We start from the raw sequence: 24,278 nt of genomic DNA, 5'->3' as shown, positions 1-24,278 counted from the left end.
GTCGTCAGGCGGGCTGGACGTCCAGCGAGCGGCGACCCTCGCGGCGCGGCGTGGCGGGCGCCTTGCCGGCGGCCTTGAGGTCGGCGCGCAGCTCGCGGGGCAGCGAGAACATGAGGTCCTCGGTGGCCGTGCGGACCTCCTCGACGTCCCCGAAACCGTGCTCAGCCAGCAGCGCGAGCACGTCCCGGACCAGGATCTCGGGGACCGAGGCGCCCGAGGTCACCCCGACGGTCCGGACGCCGTCGAGCCACGCGAGGTCGATCTCGGAGGCCCGGTCGACGCGGTAGGACGTCCGGGCGCCGGCGTCGAGGGCGACCTCGACCAGCCGGACCGAGTTCGAGGAGTTGGCGGAGCCGACCGTGATGACGAGGTCGCACTCGGGGGCGAGCTTCTTGACGGCCACCTGGCGGTTCTGCGTGGCGTAGCAGATGTCGTCGCTGGGCGGGTCCTGCAGGTTGGGGAACCGCTCGCGCAGACGCCGGACGGTGTCCATGGTCTCGTCCACCGAGAGCGTGGTCTGGGAGATCCAGATGAGCCGGTCGGGATCGCGCACGACCAGGTCGGCCACGGCGTCCGGCGAGTTCACCACCTGGATGTGGTCCGGCGCCTCGCCGTAGGTCCCCTCGACCTCCTCGTGCCCGTCGTGGCCGATGAGCAGGATGTCGTAGTCCTCGGACGCGAACCGCACGGCCTCCTTGTGCACCTTGGTGACCAGGGGGCACGTCGCGTCGATCGTCTGCAGGTTGCGCACGGCCGCCGCGGCGTGCACCGCCGGCGAGACGCCGTGCGCCGAGAACACCACGCGGGCGCCCTCGGGCACCTCGTCGGTGTCGTCGACGAACACCGCACCGCGGGCCGCCAGCGTCTCGACGACGTACTTGTTGTGCACGATCTCCTTGCGCACGTACACCGGGGAGCCGTAGTGCTCGAGCGCCTTCTCCACCGCGATGACGGCGCGGTCCACGCCCGCGCAGTACCCGCGCGGAGCGGCCAGCAGGACGCGCTTGCCGGTGGCGGTCGGCCCGACGGGCGCGCCGGGGGCGGGGACGGTCGCAGAGGTCACGGTGCGAGTCTAGTTCGGCAGGTCGAGCCGGCCGGGTCGGGAGGGTGCCCGCGGATGTGACCTGCACCCGACCCGCACGGCGCCGACACATGCGGTCTCGTCCCGGCGCCGTCCGCCGATCGGGGTCGGTTGTCGCCGTGTCGGCGCCATGAGGCAGGCTGAGGGCGTGAGCACCGGTCCCCTGAGCACCCCGGCGGCGGCCGGTCCCCCGCTGCGCGCCGCGGACACGACGCCGGACCGCCCGTGGCCCGTCCGGCACCTCGCCCCGAAGATCGCGGACTACATCGCGAAGATGCCGCCGGTCTGGGTCGAGGGCCAGGTGCTGAACCTGAAGAAGTGGAACACCCTCTACTTCCTCACCCTGCGGGACACCGACCTCGACATGTCGCTGTCGGTCACGGCTCCGGCCGGTGCGATCGGTCGGCTCGCCGAGAAGCTCGCGGACGGCTCGCACCTCGTCGTCCACGCCCGGCCGCAGTTCCACGCGAAGAAGGGCACGCTGACGTTCGCGGCCGACGACGTGCGGCTCGTGGGCCTGGGTGAGCTGCTCGCGCGGATCGAGCACCTCAAGGGCATCCTCGGCGCCGAAGGGCTCTTCGAGCCGTCACGCAAGCGCGCGCTGCCGTTCCTGCCGGCGGTCGTCGGGCTGATCGTCGCGCAGCAGGGCGACGCCGAGCACGACGTGGTGTCCAACGCTCGCGCCCGGTGGTCGGCGGTGCAGTTCGAGATCCGGCGCGTGACGGTGCAGGGGCCGCGCGCCGTGCCCGAGGTCAGCGCGGCGATCGCCGAGCTGGACCGGGACCCGCGCGTCGAGGTCATCGTGGTGGCGCGCGGCGGCGGCTCGTTCGAGGACCTCCTGCCGTTCAGCAACGAGTCGCTGGTGCGCGTCGCGGCGGCCTGCCGCACGCCTCTGGTCAGCGCGATCGGGCACCACCTCGACACCCCCCTGCTCGACCTGGTCGCCGACTTCCGCGCCTCGACCCCGACCGACGCCGCCAAGCGGGTCGTGCCCGACGTCAGCGAGGAGCGGGCGCGCCTCACGCAGGCGCGGCTGCGCGCCCGGGCCGCCCTGACCATGCGGCTGACGCGGGAGCAGACCGCGCTCGACCACTGGCGCAGCCGCCCGGTGCTGGCCAACCCGACCACGGTGGTGGACCTGCACGAGCACCGGGTCCTCGCCCTGCGGGAGAGCGCGCGCCGCTCGCTGCACACCGCGCTGGTGCACGGTCGCGCCGAGGTGGCCGGGCTCGCCGCCCAGGTACGCGCGCTCTCGCCCGCGGCCACGCTCGACCGGGGGTACGCCGTCGTGCGGCGCGCCGACGGGTACGTGGTGCGGGACCCGGCCGAGGTAGCGGCGGACGACGCCCTGCGGATCCGCGTGGCGCGCGGCGAGCTCGCGGCGACGGTCACCGACGCCTGATCCGGGTACGCGGGCGGCCGGCTCCATGCGTCGACCGTCGGTCACGCGCCGCTCCTGATTGACTGTGCTTGTGCCCAAGCCCTCGCAGTCCCCGCCGTCCGATCCCCACGCCGACGTGGCCGACCTCGGCTACGAGGAGGCGCGGGACGAGCTCGTCGCCGTCGTCGCGCGGCTCGAGGCCGGTGCCGCGACGCTCGAGGAGTCGCTGGCCCTCTGGGAGCGCGGCGAGGCACTCGCCACGCGGTGCCAGACGTGGCTGGACGGCGCGCGCGAGCGGCTCAGCGCCGTGCGCGACACCGCCGTGCCGGCCGAGGAGGAGTCACGATGACCACACCGCCGGACCAACGGGCCCTCGTCCTCGGCGAGGCGCTCATCGACGTCGTCACCCGACCCGACGGCACCCGCTCGGAGCACCCCGGCGGCAGCCCGGCCAACGTGGCCCTGGGGCTCGGGCGCCTCGGTCGGCGCGTGGACCTGCTCACCTGGCTGGGGAACGACGCCTACGGCGACCTCGTCCGCCGGCACCTGCGCGGCTCCGGCGTGAACGTCCCGGTGGGCAACCGCTCGGCGCTGCACACGCCCGTGGCGGCGGCGCACATCGACGAGGCCGGGGTCGCGTCGTACGAGTTCGACCTCGAGTGGGACCTGCCCGAGACGTGGGACGAGGAGCCGGGGGACCCGCTCGTCATCCACACCGGGTCGATCGCGACCGTGCTGCAGCCCGGCGGCGCGGCGGTCGCGGCGATCGTGGGGCGGCGCCACGAGTCGTCGACCATCACGTACGACCCGAACCTCCGTCCGGTGCTCATGGGGTCCCGGGAGCACGCCCTGCCGGTCGTGGACGGGCTCGTCCGGCAGGCGGACGTGGTGAAGGTCAGCGACGAGGACCTGGCCTGGCTGCACCCCGGCGTGGCGCCGGCGGAGATCGCGGAGGAGTGGAGCCGGTCGGGGCCGTCGCTCGTCGTGGTGACGCACGGCGGCGAGGGTGCGTTCGCGAGCACGTCGGCGGGTGCGCGGATCTCCGTCGAGGCACCGAAGGTGCACGTCGCCGACACCGTCGGCGCCGGCGACTCCTTCATGGGCGGGCTGATCGACGGCCTGTGGTCCGCGGGGCTGCTCGGGGCGGATCGGCGCCAGGCGCTGGCCGACGCGGATCCCGCGACCGTGCAGGCCGTGCTGGAGCGCTGCGCGCGCATCGCCGCGATCACCGTGTCCCGCGCGGGCGCCAATCCCCCGCGGCTGTCCGAGCTGGGCTGAGCGCCGCCCCCACGGCAACGTCCGAGCAGATGTGGCCCCTGGCCGCCATCTGCTCGGACGCTGTGGTCGAGGAGGTCAGGCGGTGGCCTTCTCGCGAGCCTGAGCGCGCTCCAGCGAGGCCTTGCGGTCGGCCTCGTTCTCGCGGTCCAGCGTCTGCGCCAGCTCGCCGTCCCAGGTGAGGTTCTCCCCCGTCTCCGGGTCGAACACCATCATCCGGGCCGGGTCGAACCACAGCTCCGCGTCGACGCCGTCACGCACCTTGGTCTCCGAGCCGAGCGTGACGATGAGCTGGGTGCGCAGGCCCTCGCCGTCGAGGTCACGGTCCAGCTCCTCGAGCGTCGTCGCGACCTCCGGGTTGGTCTCGAACGGGAGGTACGCGTAGAGCTCGGAGCCGAGCCACTCGGTGACGTCCACCGGTGCGGTGAACGTGACACCCGACGCGCGCTTGTGGTCCTCGAGCAGGGTGGCGTCCGCGAAGTGCTCGGGACGGATGCCGACGATGACGAGCTCCTTGCCGCGCAGCTTCGGGGCGAGCTCCGCGGAGATGGGCGCGGCGGCGAAGGGGAGCTTGAGGGTCGAGCCCTCGACGGTGCCCGGGAGGAAGTTCATGGGCGGCGACCCGATGAAGCCGGCGACGAACAGGTTCTTCGGCTGCTCGTACAGCCCGCGCGGACTGGCCACCTGCTGGAGCTCGCCCTTGCGGAGCACGGCCACGCGGTCGCCGAGGGTCATGGCCTCGGTCTGGTCGTGCGTGACGTAGACCGTCGTCGTGCCGAGCCGGCGCTGCATCCGGGCGATCTCGGTGCGCATCTGGCCACGCAGCTTGGCGTCCAGGTTGGACAGCGGCTCGTCGAAGAGGAACGCCTCGGCGTCGCGGACGATGGCGCGGCCCATCGCGACCCGCTGCCGCTGGCCACCGGAGAGGTTGGCCGGCTTGCGGTCGAGGTGGTCCTGCAGCTCGAGGGTCTTCGCCGCGAACTCGACCTTCTCGCGGACCTGCTCCTCCGTGAACTGGCCCTTCTGCAGCCGCAGCGGGAAGGCGATGTTCTCGAAGACCGTCAGGTGCGGGTAGAGGGCGTAGTTCTGGAACACCATGGCGAGCTTGCGGTCGCGCGGGGCCTTCTCGTTGACCCGGACGCCGCCGATCGTGAGCTCGCCCGCGGTGATGTCCTCGAGGCCCACGATCATGCGCAGCAGCGTCGACTTCCCGCACCCCGACGGGCCGACAAGGATGACGAACTCGCCGTCGGCGATGTCCAGGCTCACGCCCTTCACGGCGAGGAAGCCGTCGCCGTACTGCTTGACGATGTCCTTGAGGGTGATGGCGGCCATCGGATCTCCTTCGTGGGACGAGCTGTGCGCGCGGGCGTCAGCCCTTGACGGCGCCCTGGGTCAGGCCGGACACGATCTGGCGTTGGAAGAGCAGGACGAGGATGACCACCGGGATGGTCACGACGATGGCCGCGGCGGAGATGGCCCCGGTCGGCTCCTCGAACTGGGAGGCGCCCGTGAAGAACGCCAGCGCGGCCGGGACGGGTCGGGCGCGGTCGGTCGAGGTCAGCGAGATGCCGTAGACGAAGTCGTTCCAGGCGATGAAGAACGCGATCAGCGCGGTGGTGAACACGCCGGGAGCCGCCAGCGGGACGATCGCCTTGCGGAACGCCTGCCACGTCGTGGCGCCGTCCACCTGAGCGGCCTGCTCGAGCTCCCAGGGGATCTGCCGGAAGAACGCCGCCAGGGTCCAGATGGAGATCGGGAGCGTCAGGGACAGGTACGGGATGATCAGGCCGAGCCACGTGTCGTAGAGGCCGATGTTGCGCCACAGGTTGAACAGCGGGGTCACGATCGAGATGACCGGGAAGATCGAGACGCCCAGCGCGGTGAGCAGGACGACGCGCTTGCCGGGGAAGTCCAGGCGGGCGATCGCGTAGGCGGCCAGTGTCGCCAGGACGACCGCGATGGCCGTGGCGATCAACGAGATGCCGACGGAGTTGCGCAGCGACGACAGGAACAGCGTCTGCGCGGAGCCGTCGGGCGCGAGGATCTGCTCGTAGTTGGTGGTCGACCACGTCTTGGGCCAGAACAGCCCGAGGTTCAGCTGGCTCGGCAGCTTGAACGACGTCGCGAAGATCGACACGACCGGGAAGAGCGCGTACAGCAGCACGAAGATCGTGATGAGCGCCCAGCCCCACTTCGCCCTCGTCGACAGGTAGCTCATCAGGACGCTCCCCTCGTGCCGCCGGCCAGATCGACCTTGAAGAGCTTGATCGCCGCCCAGCAGATGAGGATCACGCACAGGAAGAGGAGCACCGAGATCGCGGAGCCGAGCCCGATCTCGAGGCGTCCGATGGACGTCCGGTAGGCCAGCAGCGAGAGCACCTCGGTGCCGTTGGCGCCGTTGGTCATGATGAAGACGTTGTCGAAGATGCGGAACGCGTCCAGGGCCCGGAACAGGACCGCGACCATGATCGCGGCCTTCATGTTCGGCAGGATCACCCGCGTGAGGCGCTGCCACCAGGTGGCGCCGTCGACCTCCGCGGCCTCCTCCAGCTCGGTGGGCACCTGGGACAGCCCGGCGAGCAGAAGGAGGGAGATGAACGGCGTCGTCTTCCAGATCTCCGACATGATGATGACGGAGAGGCTGGTCCCCTGCTCGGCGAACCAGTTGAGGTCTTCGCTGATCCCGGGCACCCAGTCGAACCAGTGGTTGACGTACCCGGAGCTGATGTCGAACGCGTAGAACCACGCGAAGGCCGAGACCACCGTGATGATCCCGTACGGCACGAGGATCGCGGTGCGCAGCAGCCCGCGCAGCCTGGTGATCGCGCGGTGCATGACGAGTGCGAGCGCGAAGCCGAGGATCAGCTCGACGATGACGGTGACGACCGTGATGAACACGGTGACACCGAGCGCCTGCCAGAACAGCGAGTCCGACAGGACCACCCCGTAGTTCTCCAGCCCGGCCCAGGACCTGTCGTCAGGCGCGGTCAGCCGGAAGTGGAACAGCGAGTCGTACACGGCCTGCAGGATCGGGTAGAGCGTGACCGCGAGCATGACGACGAACGCCGGACCGGCCAGCAGCCAGCCCAGGCGCGCCTCGGACCTGGCGCGGTCGCTGCGGCCGGCCTTCGCCCCCGCATCGCGCAGGTCGGGCCTCGCCCCGTCAGGGATCGCGGCCGTGACCGCCCCCGCACCCGTCGACGCTGTGCTCATAGCAGTCGCTCCCCTCGCAGCACGGCGATGATCAGGTCGGTCGACTTCGTCGGCGTGACTTCCGGACTCACCGCGCTCGGCGGGTGCCACGTCTGCTGCAGACCCGTGGAGACCTCGTTGTAGTACGGCGTCTGCGGCCGCGGGACGGCGAGCTCGAGGGACTCCCGGATGACGTCCGCCATGGGGAACGCCTCGGTGACCGCCGGGTCGTCGAACGCCGTGGTGTTGGACGGCGGGTTGCCGTTCGTCGCGAAGTAGAAGGCCTGGTGCTCGGGGGTGACGATGCACTCCGCCGCCTGGTACGCGAGGTCGACGTGCTTGCTGAAGGCGCCGATGCCGAGGTTGATCCCGCCGTAGGGCGGAGCCGTCGGCTGGTCGGCCGTCACCTGCGGGTACAGCGCCCAGCCGATGTCGTCGAGCAGGGCCTGCGTGAACGTCCCGTCCTCGACGCCGGCCTTGGTGGCCGACCAGACGAACGGCCAGTTCACCATGAACGAGCCCCTGTCCCCCTGGAAGATCGACAGTGACGCGTTCTCGTCCTCCGTCGGCAGCGCGGGCCCGCCGAGCCCCTCCTTGCCGATCGTGCCGATGATCGTCGCGGCGGCGTCGCCCGCGGGGGTCTCCAGGCCCAGCTTGATCTGGTCCGCGGGCGCCTCGGGGTTCTCGAGGATCTCCCCTCCGGCCGACGCGACGAGCGCGTTGATCCACACCGTCAGGCTCTCGGCCTTGGTGCCCTGGACCCCGAGGTACTTGTCCTGGTCCTTCGACGCGTCCATGATCTGGTCCCACGTCACCGGGGTCGTCGCCGGGTCGAGTCCTGCCGCCGAGGCCACCGACTTGCGGTACCAGAGCAGCTGCGTGTTCGCCCAGAAGGGGACCGTCACCAGCTCGTCGCCCCACGACGCGCCGGCCAGGGCGCCGGCGACCACGTCCTTGCTGACCCGTTCCTGCACGTCGTCGGGCACCGGAGCCAGGAATCCGGGCTCGGCCATCTCGGGGATGAACGGCGGGTCCAGGCTCATGATGTCGATCGACGAGTCCTTGGCGGCGAGCCTGCGGGCCAGCTGCTCACGCTGCGCGCTCGCGTCACGCGGGAGGACGGACGTCTCGATCGCGTAGGCGCCGTCGGCGTCCTCGGTGCACTGCTTGGCGATCTCGGCCTGTCCCCCGTCGTCGGGGTTGATGTACCAGGTGAGCACGGGCGTACCCGACCCGGAATCGGCACAGGCGGCGAGCGGGGCGAGCACCCCCACCGCGAGCACCAGCGCGATCCCCCGTGTGCGTCGTCGCACGGAACACCTCCCCCTGCGAGGCGTCCTGCCCCACCCCCCTTGGCTACACCTGCCTCCGGGTGCCCGCCACTGGAGACGGTCTGCCGATTCCGGAGATGACCTGCGAGCATGAGGCCCGTGACACGACCCACGACACCCGCCGAAGCCTGGTCCGCACTGCGCGAAGGGAACACGCGGTTCGTGCGCGGCGAGATGCTCCATCCCTCGCAGGGCGTCGACCACCGCGCGAACCTGAGCTCCGCCCAGCACCCGTTCGCGGTGATCTTCGGGTGCTCGGACTCGCGTGTGGCCGCCGAGATCATCTTCGACCAGGGCCTGGGTGACGTGTTCGTGGTCCGCACCGCCGGCCACGTGCTCGACACGACGGTCATCGGCTCGATCGAGTACGGCGTGGACGTCCTCGGCGCGTCCCTGGTGGTCGTCCTCGGCCACGACAGCTGCGGCGCCGTGGCGGCTGCCACGACCGCCCTGACCACGGGCGAGCTCCCGACCGGGTTCGTGCGCGCGATCGTCGACCGGGTGATCCCGAGCATCGTCAACCTCGCGGGTGGCGGCCTCGGTGCCCTGGACACCCTCGACCCCGCCGTGCTCGGCCAGGAGCACGTCCGGCACACGGTGCAGATGCTGCAGGGCTACTCGCGCTCGCTCGCCGAGGCGATCACGGAGGGCCGCGTGGCGATCGTCGGGGTCGAGTACACGCTCGCCGAGGGGACCGTGCACCTCTCCGAGGCCCTGGGCGACGTCGGGGTGTAGTCCGTGCGGCAGGATGACCGCATGACTTCTGAGTACCGCATCGAGCACGACACGATGGGCGAGGTGCGCGTCCCCGTCGACGCCCTCTACCGCGCACAGACCCAGCGGGCCGTGGAGAACTTCCCGATCTCCGGCAGCCGCCTCGAACGCAGCCACATCGAGGCGCTCGCCCGCATCAAGAAGGCGGCCGCCCGCGCGAACGCCGAGCTGGGGGTCCTGGAGCAGGACGTCGCCGACGCCATCGCCGCCGCCGCCGACGAGGTCGCGAGCGGCAGGCACGACGGCGACTTCCCGATCGACGTCTACCAGACCGGGTCCGGCACCAGCTCCAACATGAACACCAACGAGGTGCTCGCCACCCTCGCCGGCCGGCTCCTGGGCCGCGACGTGCACCCGAACGACCACGTCAACGCCTCGCAGTCGTCCAACGACGTGTTCCCCACCTCGGTGCACGTGGCCGCCACGGCCGGTGTCGTGCGCGACCTGATCCCGGCCCTCGGCCACCTGGCCGAGGCGCTCGAGGCCAAGTCGGTCGAGTGGGCGCAGGTGGTCAAGTCCGGCCGCACACACCTCATGGACGCCACCCCGGTGACGCTCGGCCAGGAGTTCGGCGGCTACGCGGCCGCCATGCGGTACGGCATCGAGCGCCTCGAGTCGGCGCTCCCTCGCGCGTCGGAGGTCCCGCTCGGCGGCACGGCCGTCGGCACCGGGATCAACACCCCGGCGGGCTTCCCGCAGCGGGTGATCGCGCTGCTGCGCGAGGACACCGGCCTGCCGCTGACCGAGGCGCGCGACCACTTCGAGGCGCAGAGCTCACGCGACGGGCTGGTCGAGCTGTCGGGTGCGCTGCGCACGATCGCGGTCGGCCTCACCAAGATCTGCAACGACCTGCGCTGGATGGGCTCGGGCCCGAACACCGGGCTGGGCGAGATCGCGATCCCCGACCTGCAGCCGGGCTCCTCGATCATGCCGGGCAAGGTCAACCCCGTGATCCCCGAGGCCGTGCTGATGGTCGCGTCGCGGGTCGTCGGCAACGACGCCACGGTCGCCTGGGCCGGCGCGAGCGGGTCGTTCGAGCTCAACGTGCAGATCCCCGTGATCGCCGCCGGGGTGCTCGAGTCGATCCGCCTGCTGGCCAACGCGTCCCGGCTGCTGGCCGACAAGACGGTGTCGGGCCTCGTCGCCAACGTCGAGCGCGCCCGTGCGCTGGCCGAGTCCTCGCCGTCGATCGTCACGCCGCTGAACCGCGTGATCGGCTACGAGGCGGCCGCGAAGATCGCCAAGCACGCCGTCAAGCACGGGATCACGGTCCGCGCGGCCGTCATCGACCTCGGCTTCGTCGAGCGCGGCGAGGTCACCGAGGAGCAGCTGGACAGCGCGCTGGACGTGCTGAGCATGACGCGGCCGCCGCAGGCCTGACCGTCCGGCGAGGGCCCCGGTGCACCGGCACCGGGGCCCTCGTCCGTCCCTGACCTGCATGTCTCGGTTCGGTCACAACTGCGGAAACGCTCCCACGGAGCGTGAGTGCTCCCCTACGATCGCCGCACCGCGCAGCCGCACCACGGCCGGTCGTGTGCGCCCGGACGGGGAGGTCTGATGGGGTGGAGCCTGCGCGTGCTGCGTCACCGCGCCGGCGCCCAGCGGGTCCTCGTGGCGACGGTCGTCGCCGTGGCGCTGGTCGGATCCAGCCTGCTCGGCACGTTCGCGCTCCTGCTGTTCACCAGCGAGCACCGCGCGCTCGACATGGCGCTCGACCAGGCGCCGGCCGCGGCGACCGAGATCGACGTCGACCTCTCGCTGCTCAACACCCGCCCGGACGACGCCGTCGCGGCGGGCGGGGAGTTCCTCGACGAGCTCCTGGCCGACGTCCCTGCCGAGCGATCCACGTGGCTCACCTCCCCCCTCTACCGGCTCACCGGCGAGGACGGGAGCATCAAGCCGCTCGCGTACCAGGCCTCCTACCCGGTGATCCCGTCGCACGCCACGCTCCTCGAGGGCGAGTGGCCGACGACCTCCGCGGACGCCGCGGGTCGCGTCCAGGTCTCGGTGCCCAAGGTCGCCGCCGACGAGTACGGGTGGACCGTCGGCACCGAGCTGCCGGTGCAGAACCTCGACACCTACGACGAGTCCGCGGTCGTCGTGGTCGGGGTGCACGAGCTCGCCGGTCCCAGCACCCTGTGGACCCGGGACCTCCTGGTCGGTGCGGAGCACGACCCCAACCACCCCATCCCCAACAGCTTCGGCCTCATGACGACCGACGCCTGGGGGCCCTTCGTGGTCGCCCCGGACGCGCTGACCGAATCCGCGACCGTCGCGATGGCGACTCTGGTGGCGTCCCCGGAACTGACCGGGAGCCCGCCCGGCGCGGTCACCGCCCTGCGCGAGCGGCTGCAGGATGCGCAGCCCTCGCTGCTGTCTGCCACGGACTCCTTCACCGTGTCCAGCATCTTCGGCTCACGGCTGGCACCGACGATCGACGAGGCGATGAACGCGCTCGCGGTCACCCGGGTCAGCCTGGTCATCGTCGGGCTGATGCTCGTGGTCCTGGCCGTGACCGTGCTCCTGCTGGCCGCGCGGCTCCTCGCCGACCGGCGCGCACCCGAGCAGACGCTCATGGCGTCGCGCGGCGCCTCGGGTCGCCAGCTCCTGGGGCTCGCCGCGCTCGAGTCGGCCGGGGTCGCCCTGGTGACGACGCTCGTCTCGCCGTGGCTGGCCGTGCTCCTGTTCCAGGCGATCACCGCAGCCGGCCCGCTCGCTCGGGCGGGGCTGCACCACGACCCGGGCCGACCCCCCGTGCTGTGGATCACGTGCGCGGCCGCGTCGTTCGTGCTGTCCTGCGTGCTGCTCGGTCCGCTGCTGCGCCGCCGCGGGAGCGTGGTGGACGCCGAGCAGCAGCTGGTGCGCCAGGACCGCCGGGGCGGCCTCGCCCGCTCGGGCGCGGACCTCGCGCTGCTGGTGGTGGCCGGTGTCGCCATCTGGCAGCTCAGCAGCTACCGCTCGCCGGTCGCGGCCACCGGACCGGCTCGGCTGGACCCGGTGCTCGTCGCCGCACCCGCGCTCCTGCTGCTCGCCGGTGCCGTCCTGGCGCTGCGGCTCCTGCCCGTGATCACCGGCGCGGGTGAGCGGCTCGCCGCGCGCAGCCGCTCGCTGGTCTGGCCGCTCGCGGCCTGGGAGGTGCGCCGACGACCGGGCCGCGCCGCCGGCGCCGTCCTGCTCCTCACGCTCGCCCTGGCCGTCGGGTCCTTCTCCCAGTCCTTCCTCAGCACCTGGCGGATGTCGCAGGCGGAGCAGGCCGACCTCGCCCTCGGCACCGACGTCCGGCTCGACCGCCTGGAGGGTTCGGCGATCGAGCAGACGGCGGCCGTCGCCGGGCTGCCGGACGTCGAGCACGCGAGCGGGGTCACCAACCGCTCGGTCGCCCTCGGCCCGCCGTCGGTCGGAGGCGCGCGCGGACGGACCGCGTCCGCCAACCTGCTGGCGGTCGACACGACGCTCGCCGACGAGCTGCTGCGCGGCCGCATCTCGCCCGACTGGGCGGCCCTCACCGAACCCCTGCACCCCGCCGGACCCACGGCCGGGCTGGAGCTGCCGGGGTCGCCGACCGGTCTGCTCGTCGACGTCGAGGGCGTGACCGGGGACGAGGTCGTCGGCAGCCTGCTGGTCACGCTGGTCGTCGAGGACGCCATGTCGAACCGGGTCGGGCTGAACCTCTCGGAGGTGCCCCTCGACGAGCAGGTCACGGACGTGTCCGTGCCGCTACCGCCCGGGTCGCAGGGGCTGCGGCTGGTGGGCGTCGTCGGACAGGTGCTCTCGGCGATCGAGGGAGGCGGGGAGGCCGTGTCGGCGCGCGAGCGGGTCCTCGTCGACGTCAGCATCTCCCTGCGCAACCTGCGCGTGGTGGAGTCGGAGGCCATCACGCCCGTCCCGCTCGACAGCCCGGAGTGGACGGTCCGCGGCCGACCCGGTCAGGTCGGTGGCGGAGCAGTCTTCTCGGTCGTGCCCGACGGCGAGGGCCTGCACCTGCGGGCCCTGATCCCGTACGTCGACCTGCTGTTCGAGGCGACCGGCTTCGCGGCCGTCACCCACCCCGACCCCGGGCCGATGCCGGTGCTCGCCACGGACACCCTGCTGTCGAGCGTCTCCGGCGAGGTCGGCGACGAGTTCGAGCTCGACCTGGGCGGCACGCTCGTGCCCGTGGTGATCCAACGGGAGGTGCCCTACCTTCCCGGGCTGCCCCGCGGCTCCGGCCTCCTGGTCGACAGGGAGACGCTCGCGCGTGCCGCCCTGCTGCAGTCCTGGACCGCCACGCTCCTCGACGAGTGGTGGCTCGAGGTCCCCGACGAGCACGCCCCCGGGCTCATCGACCACCTGGAGCAGGCCGGCCTCGGCGTCTCGGAGTCCCGCGCCGTGCAGCGCGGGGAGGCCACGGACGGCCCGCTGCGGATCAGCGTCCAGGCGGCGCTGTGGATCGTGACCTTCGCCGCGGTGGCGCTCGCGGTGGCGGGCTTCGCCATGAGCGCGACCGTCGCGGTCCGCACCCGGCGGCTGGAGCTGGCGCGGCTGCAGGCGCTCGGCTCAGCACGGTCGGGGCTCGTGCGCTCGGTGCTCGTCGAGCACGCGATCCTCGGCGTGCTCGGCCTGCTGGCCGGTCTGGCGCTGGGAGCCCTGCTCGGACGCGTCGTCGCACCGTTGGTGACCGTGGCCGGCGACGGCAGGCGACCGGTGCCCGCCGTCATCGTGCAGTGGCCGTGGGCCGTGCAGCTGGCGCTGGTGACGGTCCTCCTGGTGCTCGTCGGCCTGGCCGTCGCGACGACCACGAACGCTCTCCTGCGCCGGGCCTCGGGCGAGCTGCTGCGGCTGGGGGACGAACGATGAGCGCACCGACGCTGCGCCGGCCGCCGAGGGTGGGGTGGCGTGCGGCCACGGGGGACGCGGTCCTCGTGGCACGGCGCCGTGGCGCCCAGGACGCAGGGCTCCTGACCCTCGCCGCCGTCGTGCTCGCCGTCGCCGTGCTCATCGCTCTGGCGGTGCCGCGCCTCGTGCAGGAGATGGCCGACGAGGGGGTCCGGCAGAGCATCGTGGACGCCGGGCCGGGGGCGGACGTGGTCGCGGTGCTCCCGCGCGGTCCCGGTTCCAGCAGCGCCAGGTTGGCGGATCCGGTCCGGGTGGACGACGCGGCGGTCCTCGCCGCCAACGCCGCGCGGGACATGGGGACCGTGCTGCCGCCCGAGGTGCAGGCCGTCACCGCGCCGGCCGTGTACTCCGTGCGGAGCCAGGACGTCAGCGCGACGATCCGGCCCGGTGACGGCGGCGACACCATCGTGCTCGGCACCCGGCTCGTGCACGTCGGGACCACCTGGCGCACCGACGACCCCGTCGTCCGCTGGGTCGCCGGTGCCGAGCCGGCCCCGACCGCGTCCGCCCCCCTGGAGGTCACCTCGCTCGTCCAGGTCGGTGTCTCCGCCCCGGCCGCCGCGCGGCACGGTCTGGTGGTGGGCCAGCGCCTCGACCTCAGCGGCACGCTGCCGCAGGGGGTGCAGGTCGAGATCAGCGGGCTGTACGAGCCGCTGGACCCCGCGTCGCCGGTGTGGTCGCAGTACCCGGACCTCCTCGACGAGACCCCGGCACCCGCGGCGGCCGTGGCCGTCGGGCGGGTGGCGATGCTGCTCTCCGACGAGTCCCTGCCGGACATGCTCCTCGCCGTGCAGCAGACCCGCGGCGTGACGACCACCTACCGCTTCCCTGCCGACCCGACGCACCTCACGGCCCCCGACGTCGGCGCGCTGGCGGAGGCGGTGTCGCAGGTGGTGCTGGTGCCCACGCCGCTGACGGGTACCGACGGCACCCCGCCCGCCATCCAGACCGAGCTCGACACCGTGCTGCGCATCGCCCAGGAGCGCATGGTGGCGGCGAGCGCGCAGACCTCGGTGCTCCTGGTCGGTCTCGGGGTCGTCGGAGCGCTCGCCCTCGTGCTGGCCGCGCGCCTGCTGGTGGTGCGCCGCGAGACGTTCCTGGTCGCCGAGCGGGCTCGCGGTGCGTCGATCGCGTCCGTCGCCGTGCGGTCGCTGGTCGAGACGGTGCCCCTCGTGGTCGCCGCCGCTGCGGTCGGCGCTGCCGGCGCCTGGCTCATCGCCCCGGACGGCCGCGGCACCTGGGTCGTCGCGGCGATCATCGTCGTGGTCGCGGCCCTGGCCCCGGCCGTGGCCGCCTGCGTCGTGGTCGCCGGCGCCTGGACGGGTCGGCGCCAGCCGGCCAACCGCGCGGACCGCGAGCGCGCCCTGCGTCGCCGCGGGGCCCGCCGCGTGACCGCAGAGCTCACGCTCGTCGCCATCGCCGCCGCCGCGCTCGTCTCCGTGCGCAGCCGCGGGCTGCTGCAGACGGCGACCGGCGACGTCGACCTGCTGCTCGCGGCGACCCCGGTGCTGCTGGCCGCCGCCGCGACCGTCCTGCTCGCGCGCATCCTGCCGCCCACGCTGCGGGCGATGTCCCACGGCGCCTCCCGTCGCCGGGGGTTGGTCCCCGTCATCGCGACGGCGCGCGCCAGCCTGACGTCCGGCATCCGCGTCCCCCTGCTGACGCTCACGATCTCGGTGGCGCTCGTCGTGTTCTGCGGGACCACGGCAGACACGGTGCAGCAGGGGCAGGAGACCGCCGCGGACATCGTCGTGGGCGCGGACGTGCGCGTCGACGGGCCGGTCGACCCGGCCGACGTCGCGCGCCTGCGCGACCTGCCCGGGGTGACGTCGGCGGCGGCCGCGACGGCGCTCGGCGACCGCACGTTCGGCCAGGAGAGCGGGACCAAGGCGCGGCTCCTGCTGGTGGACGCGGCCGAGCTGGCGACCATCCTGGAGGCGCACGACCGGCCGGTCGACCCGGGCCTCGCCACGCTCGGCACGGGCGAGGGCATCCCGGTGCTCATCAGCGCGTCGCTGCGGCGCACCGCCGAGCTGGTCCAGCCGGCGGTCATGGGAGCCTCGCGGTTCGTCGACCTCGACGTGGTCGGCGCCACAGAACACCCGCCGAACCTCCCCCGGGACCCGAGGGCGCTGCCGTCGGCCCCGGCCGACGGCACGATCGTCGCCGACCGCGACACGTTCCTGGCCGGAGCGGGGATCGAGGCCCCCATCACGACCCTGTGGGTGGACGGTCCCGGCGCGCTCGCCGCGGTGCGCGAGGCCGGCCTGGCGGACTCCCCCGGGCTGATGGTGACCGAGCGGTCGGACTGGCTCGAGACCTGGCGGGCCTCCTCGCTCAACGCGGGCCTGCTCCTGCTGCTGATCGCGACCGGGGTGGTCCTCGCCGGGTACGCCGCGCTGGCCCTGGTGCTCACGGTGGTCGCCACGAGCCGCGAGCGCGGCCGCACGCTGTCGGCGCTGCGCACGCTGGGGATGGACGGCCGCACGGGCCGTGCCATGACGTTCGGCGAGCTGGCACCCCTGGCGCTGTCCGCCGTGCTCACGGGGACCGCGATCGGTATCGCGGTCCCCTGGCTCCTCACGGGCGCGCTGGGCCTGGACCTGCTCACGGGCGACCCGGCAGCGACCGGGTTGGTGGTCACCTGGGTGCCCATCGCCGGCGCGTCTGCGGTGGTGCTCGTGGCGCTGGCGGCGGCCGTCATGGTGGAGTCGGCCGTGCGGCGGCGCGACCGGCTCGGTGAGGTGCTGCGGGTGGGCGAACGATGAACCGGACGACACGTGGGAGGCACTCGTGACCCTGACCGACGAGCCGACGCTCGGCGCGCTCGAGGAGCGTGCCCGGCAGCGCACGGGCGCCTTCGGCGAGCACGCCCTGATCGTCTGCGACTCCCTGGTGCGCATCTACCAGTCCGAGGGCGTGGAGGTGCAGGCGCTGCAGGGCCTGGACCTGCTGGTCGAGGAGGGTGAGCTCGTCGCGATCGTGGGCGCCTCCGGCTCGGGGAAGTCGACGCTGCTCTCCGTCCTGTCCGGGCTCGACGTGCCGACGGCCGGACGCGTCCGCGTCGGTCCCTGGGACCTCATGTCGATGACCGGCGCGCAGCGGGTCGCCTACCGGCGCTCCATGGTCGGCTTCGTCTGGCAGCAGACTGCGCGCAACGTCGTGCCGTACCTGAGCGGCACCGAGAACGTCGCCTTCCCGCTCGCGCTCGCCGGCGTGCGCCGCAAGGAGCGCGACCGTCGTGCCGCCGAGCTGCTCGACGTCCTCGGCGTCGGCTACTGCGCGGACCGGCGACCGTCACAGATGTCCGGCGGCGAGCAGCAGCGCGTCGCCATCGCGGTCGCCCTGGCGAACTCCCCGCAGGTGCTGTTCGCCGACGAGCCCACCGGGGAGCTCGACTCCGCGACGTCGCACGACGTCCTCGAGGGGCTGCGGACGGTCAACCGCGAGCTGGGCACCACGGTGGTGGTCGTGACCCACGACCCCGGCGTGAGCGAGCACGTGCAGCGGACCGTCGCCATCCGCGACGGGCGGACCAGCTCGGAGGTGATCCGGCGCACCCAGACGCGTGAGGACGGGAGCGAGCACGTGGTCGCCGAGGAGCTCGCCGTGCTCGACCGTTCCGGGCGCGTGCAGCTGCCGCGCGAGTACCGCGACGCGCTCCAGCTGGTCGGCCGCGTGCGGCTGGCGCTCGAGGAGTCGCACGTGTCGCTGTGGCCGGACCGCCCCGCCCCGACGGCCGAACCCGCGCGCAGGTTCGGCCGCCACTCCGCCCCCTCCGAGGAGACCGGCCGATGACCCTCACCAGCACCCCTGCGCCGACCGCCCGGGCGAGTACCGACCCGGTCGTCCGGGTCGAGGGCGTCAGCCGCACCTACGGCACCGGCGCAGCTGCGGTGCACGCGCTGCGGGACGTCTCGTTCACCATCGCGCCCGGCGAGCTGGTCGCGCTCGTCGGCCGCTCCGGTTCGGGCAAGACCACCCTGCTCAACGTGATCGGCGGCCTGGACCGGCCCGACGAGGGCCGCGTGGTCGTCGAGGGGCGCGAGGTGTCCTCGCTCGACGAGGCGGGGTTGGTCGAGCTGCGCCGCGACGTCGTGTCGTTCATCTTCCAGACGTTCGGGCTCGTGCCGGTGCTCTCGGCGGCCGAGAACGTCGGCGTACCGCTGCGGCTGCGCAAGCTGCCGACCAAGGACCGGGAGGCGCGGGTGCAGCTGCTGCTCGACCTGGTGGGCCTCGGCCCGCACGCGCTGCAGCGACCCGGTGAGCTGTCCGGCGGGCAGCAGCAGCGCGTCGCGATCGCACGCTCGCTGGCCAACTCCCCCCGGCTGCTGGTGGCGGACGAGCCGACCGGGCAGCTGGACACCGAGACCGGCACGGCCGTGATGGCCCTCATCCGCGCGGTCGTCGAGGCCGAGGGCATGACCGCGATCGTGTCCACGCACGACCCGCTCATGGTGTCGCTGGCCGACCGGGTGCTGCACATCGCCGACGGCCGGCTGGTCGAGGGACCCGAGGGCTGACGGGCGCCAGGTGCCTGGCGCCCGTCGGCGCCTCAGACCTCGATGCCCTCCAGCAGCTCGGTGACCAGCGCGGCCACGGGCGAGCGCTCCGAACGCGTCAGCGTGACGTGGGCGAACAGGGGGTGGCCCTTGAGCGCCTCGATCACCGCGGCGACGCCGTCGTGCCGCCCGACGCGCAGGTTGTCGCGCTGGGCCACGTCGTGGGTGAGGACCACCCGCGAGCTCTGGCCGATGCGGGACAGGACCGTGAGCAGGACGTTGCGCTCGAGCGACTGGGCCTCGTCGACGATGACGAACGCGTCGTGCAGCGAACGCCCACGGATGTGCGTCAGCGGCAGCACCTCAAGGATGTCGCGGTCCATGATCTCCTCGACGACCTCCTTGGACACGAGCGCCCCGAGGGTGTCGAACACGGCCTGGGCCCAGGGGTTCATCTTCTCGTCGGCGCTGCCGGGCAGGTAGCCCAGGTCCTGGCCGCCCACGGCGTACAGGGGTCGGAACACCATGACCTTGCGGTGCTGGCGCCGCTCGAGGACGGCCTCCAGGCCCGCGCACAGGGCCAGCGCGGACTTGCCGGTGCCCGCGCGTCCCCCCAGGGAGACGATGCCGATCTCCTCGTCGAGCAGCAGGTCGATCGCGATCCGCTGCTCGGCGCTGCGGCCGTGCAGGCCGAACACGTCCTGGTCGCCGCGCACCAGCTGCACGTGCTTGTCGGCGGTCACCCGGCCGAGCGCCGAGCCGCGCGGGCTGTGCAGCACCACCCCGGTGTGGCACAGCAGGTCGTTCGGGTGCGTGCCGGCGACGCTCGTGGGGGTGAACGCCGTGGCCACGTCGGCCAGCGCGATCGACTCGTGCTCCCACAGCTGGGCCATCTGCTGCTCGCCCAGGTCGAGTGCGTCCATCCCGGTCCAGCCCGAGTCCACCGCCAGCTCCGCGCGGTACTCCTCCGCGCACAGCCCGACCGCCGACGCCTTGACGCGCATCGGCAGGTCCTTGGAGACGACGACCACATCACGCCCCTCGGCAGCGAAGTTGGCCGCGACGGCGAGGATGCGGCTGTCGTTGTCGCCCAGCCGGAACCCGGCCGGGAGGACCGTGGGGTCGGTGTGGTTCAGCTCGACCCGCAGGGTGCCCCCGTCGTCGTTCAGCGGGATGGGGACGTCGAGCCGGCCGTGCTGGATGCGCAGGTCGTCCAGCATGCGCAGCGCCGACCGGGCGAAGTAGCCGAGCTCGGCGTGGTGCCGCTTGGCCTCGAGCTCCGTGATGACGACCACCGGGAGGACCACGTCGTGCTCGGCGAACCGCAGGATCGCCCGCGGGTCCGACAGCAGGACCGAGGTGTCGAGCACGTGCGTCTTGCGACCCTCGGCCTCGGCGGACGGGTCCGGCTGGGGACGCTCGGACGTCGTGTGCTGGGCGTCGTGCTGCGCGTTGCTGACCACGGCAGGCTCCCTCCGGCGCTACGTGCGCCGCGACGGGCACCGGACGCCGGTGTCCTGCCGGAGCAGGACCATGCACCGACGGACGGCGACGGGACGGGGGCGGTCGGCCCCTCCGGGGACGGAGGGCCGGAACCGGCCCTCCTCCCGGAGCGGATGCTCCATGGGCTGGCCTCCCGGGGACGGCGGTCGCTGTCCTCTACGGCGGAACATAGGGCGCGGTACCCGTCCGTCGAGGGCGACACGCGACGCCGTCACGCGGTGTTCATCCGCGTCTTTCCGGGGGAACGCCGGACCGGGTCCCCCACCCGGCGCGAACGCGCAGGTGGGAGCCGTCGGTCGGGCCGCGGGTCGCGAGCCGCCGCGAGAGTGCCGAGTGCGCGCCTGCCCGGCATGCGGACGGCGCGTCGCCGGCGCTCAGCGCACGTGCCCGCTCAACGGCCTCCGCGACGCTCCCGGGCGGCGTACGCGCGGACCGCCCGCAGGAAGTCCACCCGGCGGAAGTCCGGCCAGTAGGCCTCGCAGAAGTAGAACTCCGAGTGCGCGCTCTGCCAGAGCAGGAACCCGCCCAGGCGCTGCTCCCCCGACGTCCGGATGACCAGCTCGGGGTCCGGCTGCCCCTTGGTGTAGAGGTGCTCGGCGATGTGCTCCACGTCGAACGCCTCGGCCAGCTCGTCCAGGCTCGACCCGGCGTCCGCGTGCTCGCGCAGGAACGCCTTCACCGCGTCGGCGATCTCCTTGCGCCCGCCGTACCCGACCGCGACGTTCACGTGCAGACCGGTGACCGCGACCGTGGCGTCCTGGGCGGCGGTGAGCGCCTTGACGGTCTGGTCCGGGAGCATCTCGAGCGAGCCGACGGCCTGGATCCGCCACCGCCCGGTCTCGGCCAGGGCCGCCACCGCGTCCTCGATGATCTCCAGGAGCGGCTCGAGCTCGTCGGCGCTGCGCGCGAGGTTGTCCGTGGACAGCATCCACAGGGTCACGACCTCCACGCCGATGTCCTCGCTCCACTGGAGCAGGTCGGCGATCTTGTCGGCCCCCGCCTGGTGCCCGTGCCGCGTCGACTCGCCCAGGCTGCGGGCCCAGCGACGGTTGCCGTCGAGGATGACCCCGACGTGGCGCGGGAGCCCGTCCTGCGGGAGCGATGCTGCCAACCGACGTTCGTACAGCCCGTAGAGCGGGTGGGGCAGACGCACGCGCACTCCTCGGTCTGGCGATCTGGACCCCTCACGGTACTCGCCGCGCGGGCACCGCGGACGCAGTCCGCAGGGCCCCCTGCTCCGGTTGGTGGACCGCGTCACATCGTCCGCAGCGCGGTCGACACCCCCCCTACGGCGTCGTAACCTACGGTGTCGTAGGTTCCCCGCTGACGAAACGAGTCCGCTCCATGAGCTCCTCCCCCGCGCCCGCTCCGGGACAGCAGGGCAGCACGCCCGCAGCCCCCTCCGCGGTGCAGGGGCAGACGCCCGGAGCCGGCGTGGCCGGGGACGAGGAGTCCGCCGGGATCGTCGAGCGGGTCGCCGACACCGTCAAGCCGCACCTGCGGGGCTGGATCCACGCCGGTGCCACCCCGTTCGTCGTCGTCGCGTCCATCGTGCTGGTCATGTTCTCGCCGACCGCACAGGCCCGGTGGTCCACCGCCGTGTTCGGCGTCACCGCGGTCATGCTCTTCGGCACCAGCGCGGTGTACCACCGCGGCCGCTGGACCCCCCGGACCGCCGCGGTGCTGCGCCGGCTGGACCACACGAACATCTTCCTGATCATCGCCGGCACCTACACGCCGCTGGCGGTCCTGCTGCTGCCCCCGGACACCGCCCGCACCCTGCTGATCGTCGTGTGGTCCGGCGCGGTGGTCGGCCTGCTCGCGCGCGTGTTCTGGCTCGGCGCGCCCCGCTGGTTCTACGTGCCGGTGTACCTGGCGCTCGGCTGGGTGGCCGTCTGGTTCTTCCCCGACTTCTACCGCTCCGGGGGCGTGGCCATCATCTCGCTCATCGCCGGCGGCGGGCTCGCCTACACGGTCGGCGCGATCGTCTACGGCACCAAGCGGCCCAACCCGAGCCCGCGCTGGTTCGGGTTCCACGAGATCTTCCACGTGCTGACCGTGATCGGGTACGGGTGCCACTACGTCGCGGTGTCGCTCGCGGCCTACGGGTCGGCCTGACCCCTGGCTCAGACGACCGGGACCACCGCGTACCGGCGGTTGGCCAGCGACGGGTTCTGCTCGCGGACGCGCAGCAGCGCGGCACCGTCCACGTCGACCGTCCGGACCTGCGGCTCGGTGTCCATCTCCAGGCCCACGACGCCGTCCGGGGCCACCACGAGCGAGCGTCCGGTGACGGCCCTGCCCGCCTGACCGACCGCGACCACCGCGGCGGTGTTCTCGATGGCTCGCGCGATGGCCAGCGTCCGCCAGTGCACCGCCTTGAGCTCGCCGGCGGCCCAGGCGGCGGGCACCACGAGCACCTGCGCACCGGCGTCGACCAGCCGGCGGGCCGACTCCGGGAAGCGCAGGTCGTAGCAGGTCAGCACGCCGAACCTCAGGCCGCCCACGTCCATGACGAGCGGCGCCGCGTCCGCCGGCCCGGGCGCCAGGCGCTCCGACTCGTGCTGACCGAACGCGTCGTACAGGTGGACCTTGCGGTAGACCCCGACCACGTCGCCCGCGGCGTCCACCCCCACGACGGCGTTCACCGCACGCGGGTCGTCGCCGTCGGCGGGCAGCGTGGTGCCCGCCAGCACGGCGACACCCGTCGCCGCCGCACGGGCACGCAGCATCGCCACGAACGGACCGTCCAGGGGCTCGGCGTGCTCCACGCCGACCCCCCGGGGATCGAACCCCGAGGCGTACTCGGGCAGCACCAGCAGGTCCGCCCGGGCACGGGCAGCCGTGCGGAACGCGTCCTCGACCACCTGCCGGTTCGCGGTGTGGTCGTCGCTGACCTGGAGCTGCGCCACGGTCACCCGCACCGACGGGCGCTGCGGGGGCTCGGGGCGCGAGCTCATCGGCCGGTACCCGGACGGTCGTCGGGCTCCGGACCGTCGTCGGGCCCGGTCTGGCGCGGCGAGACGTCGAGGTCCGGACCCGCGGCACCGGTCTCCACCGCACCGGGGTCGGGGCGCACGGGCGCCTGCTCCTCCGCGTCGCGGCGCTCGTCCTCGAGCTCCTGCGCCTTGGCGCGGCGGTCGACCACGCGCATCTGCTTGGTCAGCGACAGGAACAGGAAGACGGCCGCCACTGCCAGGGCGAACGTGAAGACGAAGCCGAGGAACCCGGGCGAGCCCAGCGGCGTCCCGTCGATCGTCACGTCCGAGGGCGACGGGCTCGGCGTCGGCACGGCCAGGAGCAGGGTGGCGATCACGCGGGCACCACCTCTCGCAGTCCGGCGAACAGGTCGTCCTCGGGCAGGGTGACCGGGACGCGTGAGGTCACGAGCTCGTACTCCTCGGTGGGCCACTGGGCGACCTCCAGCTCGCGGGGCACCGCGAAGAAGAAGCCGTCGGGGTCGATCTGGGTGGCGTGCGCACGCAGGGCTGCGTCGCGCTGCGGGAAGAACTCCGAGCAGTCGATGCGGGTGGTCACCTCGCGCTCGGGCACCTCGCGGGCCTGCCGGGAGTCGAGCCAGTCACCGAAGGGCGACTCCCCGCCGGCGGCGACGATCGCGTCGTGCACGGCACGCATCCGCGCCAGCGAGAACCCGTGGTTGTAGTAGAGCTTCGAGGGCGCCCACGGCTCCCCGAGACCGCGGTACCGCTCGGGGTCGCCCGCCGCCTCGAACGCCTCCACCGACACCCGGTGGCACATGATGTGGTCCGGGTGCGGGTAGCCGCCCGTCGGGTCGTACGTGGTGACCACGTGCGGCCGGAACTCGCGCATCAGCTGGACCAGGGGCGCCGACGCCTCCTCCAGCGGGACCAGCGCGAAGCAGCCCTCGGGCAGCGGCGGCAGCGGGTCCCCCTCCGGCAGACCGGAGTCGACGAAGCCCAGCCAGTGGTGACGCACCCCGAGCGCCGCGGCCGCGGCCGCCATCTCGTGCCTGCGGTACTCGCGCATCCCGTCGAGGCCGCCGTCGACCGGCGGGTGCTTGGGGTTGAGCACGTCCCCGCGCTCCCCCCCGGTGCAGGAGACGACGAGGACGTCGACGCCCTCGGCCGCGTACTTCGCCGTGGTCGCCGCCCCCTTGCTCGACTCGTCGTCGGGGTGGGCGTGCACCGCCATCAGGCGCAGCCGATCCGTCACCTGGGGCCTCCCGTCGGTCGCCCGCCGGTGGACCGCGGGCGCGGTACCGCTCGGCACGGGCGGGTGGTTGGACGAGAGACAATGATCGCGCACGCGGCGCCCGCATCGCGCCACGGCCCGCGTGCAGTCCACCGAGCTCGCGCAGCGCGCGCGAGAGCACGAGGAGT

20 protein-coding genes are annotated in these 24,278 nt (G+C 73.2%); 10 read left to right on the top strand and 10 right to left on the bottom strand.

Annotated features, from left to right (window positions below; all coding sequences use genetic code 11):
- Positions 1-4: 4 nt before the first annotated feature.
- The gene (locus tag KG102_RS03390; protein WP_208290479.1) at positions 5-1,063 is read right to left on the bottom strand and encodes a 4-hydroxy-3-methylbut-2-enyl diphosphate reductase; all 1,059 of its coding nucleotides are present in this window, start codon (positions 1,061-1,063) and stop codon (positions 5-7) included.
- A 148-nt stretch (positions 1,064-1,211) separates the two neighbouring features.
- On the opposite strand from KG102_RS03390, the gene xseA reads away from it, so the two are divergent.
- From xseA to KG102_RS03375, 3 genes are all read left to right on the top strand, one after another.
- On the top strand, positions 1,212-2,483 hold the full coding sequence (gene xseA / locus KG102_RS03385) for an exodeoxyribonuclease VII large subunit (RefSeq protein WP_208290480.1): 1,272 nt from the start codon (positions 1,212-1,214) through the stop codon (positions 2,481-2,483).
- 64 nt (positions 2,484-2,547) lie between these two features.
- Positions 2,548-2,811 (top strand): exodeoxyribonuclease VII small subunit, encoded by a 264-nt coding sequence (locus KG102_RS03380; protein WP_372438461.1) that lies wholly within the window; start codon positions 2,548-2,550, stop codon positions 2,809-2,811.
- Positions 2,808-3,740 carry a carbohydrate kinase family protein gene (locus KG102_RS03375; protein ID WP_208290481.1) on the top strand — a complete coding sequence of 311 codons (933 nt, stop codon included), beginning with the start codon at positions 2,808-2,810 and terminating at the stop codon, positions 3,738-3,740. Before KG102_RS03380 ends, KG102_RS03375 begins: the two co-directional genes overlap by 4 nt.
- A gap of 75 nt (positions 3,741-3,815) precedes the next feature.
- Here the strand turns inward: KG102_RS03375 and KG102_RS03370 are convergent, their stop codons facing one another.
- Genes KG102_RS03370 through KG102_RS03355 form a run of 4 tightly spaced genes read right to left on the bottom strand, consistent with a single transcriptional unit; the run spans position 3,816 to position 8,245 of the window.
- Positions 3,816-5,072 carry an ABC transporter ATP-binding protein gene (locus KG102_RS03370; RefSeq protein ID WP_208209887.1) on the bottom strand — a complete coding sequence of 419 codons (1,257 nt, stop codon included), beginning with the start codon at positions 5,070-5,072 and terminating at the stop codon, positions 3,816-3,818.
- A gap of 37 nt (positions 5,073-5,109) precedes the next feature.
- Positions 5,110-5,958, bottom strand: coding sequence for a carbohydrate ABC transporter permease (locus tag KG102_RS03365; protein WP_208209888.1), 849 nt, complete (start codon positions 5,956-5,958; stop codon positions 5,110-5,112).
- Positions 5,958-6,953 (bottom strand): carbohydrate ABC transporter permease, encoded by a 996-nt coding sequence (locus tag KG102_RS03360; RefSeq protein WP_208209889.1) that lies wholly within the window; start codon positions 6,951-6,953, stop codon positions 5,958-5,960. Before KG102_RS03360 ends, KG102_RS03365 begins: the two co-directional genes overlap by 1 nt.
- Positions 6,950-8,245 carry a sugar ABC transporter substrate-binding protein gene (locus KG102_RS03355; protein ID WP_249667453.1) on the bottom strand — a complete coding sequence of 432 codons (1,296 nt, stop codon included), beginning with the start codon at positions 8,243-8,245 and terminating at the stop codon, positions 6,950-6,952. The genes KG102_RS03360 and KG102_RS03355 overlap by 4 nt, the downstream gene beginning before the upstream one ends.
- A 108-nt stretch (positions 8,246-8,353) precedes the next feature.
- On the opposite strand from KG102_RS03355, the gene KG102_RS03350 reads away from it, so the two are divergent.
- From KG102_RS03350 to KG102_RS03325, 6 genes are all read left to right on the top strand, one after another.
- The gene (locus KG102_RS03350) at positions 8,354-8,998 is read left to right on the top strand and encodes a carbonic anhydrase (protein ID WP_208290483.1); all 645 of its coding nucleotides are present in this window, start codon (positions 8,354-8,356) and stop codon (positions 8,996-8,998) included.
- A gap of 21 nt (positions 8,999-9,019) precedes the next feature.
- The gene (locus KG102_RS03345; protein WP_208290484.1) at positions 9,020-10,417 is read left to right on the top strand and encodes a class II fumarate hydratase; all 1,398 of its coding nucleotides are present in this window, start codon (positions 9,020-9,022) and stop codon (positions 10,415-10,417) included.
- A gap of 177 nt (positions 10,418-10,594) precedes the next feature.
- On the top strand, positions 10,595-13,873 hold the full coding sequence (locus KG102_RS03340) for an FtsX-like permease family protein (protein WP_208290485.1): 3,279 nt from the start codon (positions 10,595-10,597) through the stop codon (positions 13,871-13,873).
- The gene (locus KG102_RS03335) at positions 13,870-16,680 is read left to right on the top strand and encodes an FtsX-like permease family protein (protein ID WP_208290486.1); all 2,811 of its coding nucleotides are present in this window, start codon (positions 13,870-13,872) and stop codon (positions 16,678-16,680) included. Before KG102_RS03340 ends, KG102_RS03335 begins: the two co-directional genes overlap by 4 nt.
- A gap of 25 nt (positions 16,681-16,705) precedes the next feature.
- Complete coding sequence (locus KG102_RS03330; protein ID WP_208290487.1) at positions 16,706-17,710, top strand: ABC transporter ATP-binding protein; 1,005 nt, start codon at positions 16,706-16,708, stop codon at positions 17,708-17,710.
- A complete protein-coding gene (locus KG102_RS03325; RefSeq protein WP_208209896.1) occupies positions 17,707-18,435 on the top strand; it encodes an ABC transporter ATP-binding protein in 729 nt (242 codons plus the stop codon). Before KG102_RS03330 ends, KG102_RS03325 begins: the two co-directional genes overlap by 4 nt.
- 32 nt (positions 18,436-18,467) lie before the next feature.
- Here the strand turns inward: KG102_RS03325 and KG102_RS03320 are convergent, their stop codons facing one another.
- Both KG102_RS03320 and KG102_RS03315 read right to left on the bottom strand, forming a co-directional pair.
- Complete coding sequence (locus KG102_RS03320; protein ID WP_372438462.1) at positions 18,468-19,877, bottom strand: PhoH family protein; 1,410 nt, start codon at positions 19,875-19,877, stop codon at positions 18,468-18,470.
- A 431-nt stretch (positions 19,878-20,308) separates the two neighbouring features.
- The gene (locus tag KG102_RS03315) at positions 20,309-21,070 is read right to left on the bottom strand and encodes an isoprenyl transferase (RefSeq protein WP_208209897.1); all 762 of its coding nucleotides are present in this window, start codon (positions 21,068-21,070) and stop codon (positions 20,309-20,311) included.
- Positions 21,071-21,261: 191 nt separating this feature from the next.
- On the opposite strand from KG102_RS03315, the gene trhA reads away from it, so the two are divergent.
- Positions 21,262-22,035 carry a PAQR family membrane homeostasis protein TrhA gene (gene trhA, locus KG102_RS03310; protein WP_208209898.1) on the top strand — a complete coding sequence of 258 codons (774 nt, stop codon included), beginning with the start codon at positions 21,262-21,264 and terminating at the stop codon, positions 22,033-22,035.
- Between the two features lie 8 nt (positions 22,036-22,043).
- Here the strand turns inward: trhA and KG102_RS03305 are convergent, their stop codons facing one another.
- Genes KG102_RS03305 through mca form a run of 3 tightly spaced genes read right to left on the bottom strand, consistent with a single transcriptional unit; the run spans position 22,044 to position 24,090 of the window.
- On the bottom strand, positions 22,044-22,877 hold the full coding sequence (locus KG102_RS03305; RefSeq protein WP_208209899.1) for a carbon-nitrogen hydrolase family protein: 834 nt from the start codon (positions 22,875-22,877) through the stop codon (positions 22,044-22,046).
- Complete coding sequence (locus KG102_RS03300) at positions 22,874-23,233, bottom strand: hypothetical protein (protein WP_208290488.1); 360 nt, start codon at positions 23,231-23,233, stop codon at positions 22,874-22,876. The genes KG102_RS03305 and KG102_RS03300 overlap by 4 nt, the downstream gene beginning before the upstream one ends.
- Positions 23,230-24,090 (bottom strand): mycothiol conjugate amidase Mca, encoded by an 861-nt coding sequence (mca, locus tag KG102_RS03295; protein WP_208210944.1) that lies wholly within the window; start codon positions 24,088-24,090, stop codon positions 23,230-23,232. Before mca ends, KG102_RS03300 begins: the two co-directional genes overlap by 4 nt.
- Between the last annotated feature and the right edge of the window lie 188 nt (positions 24,091-24,278).

The organism is Cellulomonas fengjieae (assembly GCF_018388465.1).
Taxonomy (GTDB): domain Bacteria; phylum Actinomycetota; class Actinomycetes; order Actinomycetales; family Cellulomonadaceae; genus Cellulomonas; species Cellulomonas fengjieae.
The sequence above is the reverse complement of the archived record's forward strand: the minus strand, read 5'-3'. Positions and strand labels throughout refer to the sequence as shown.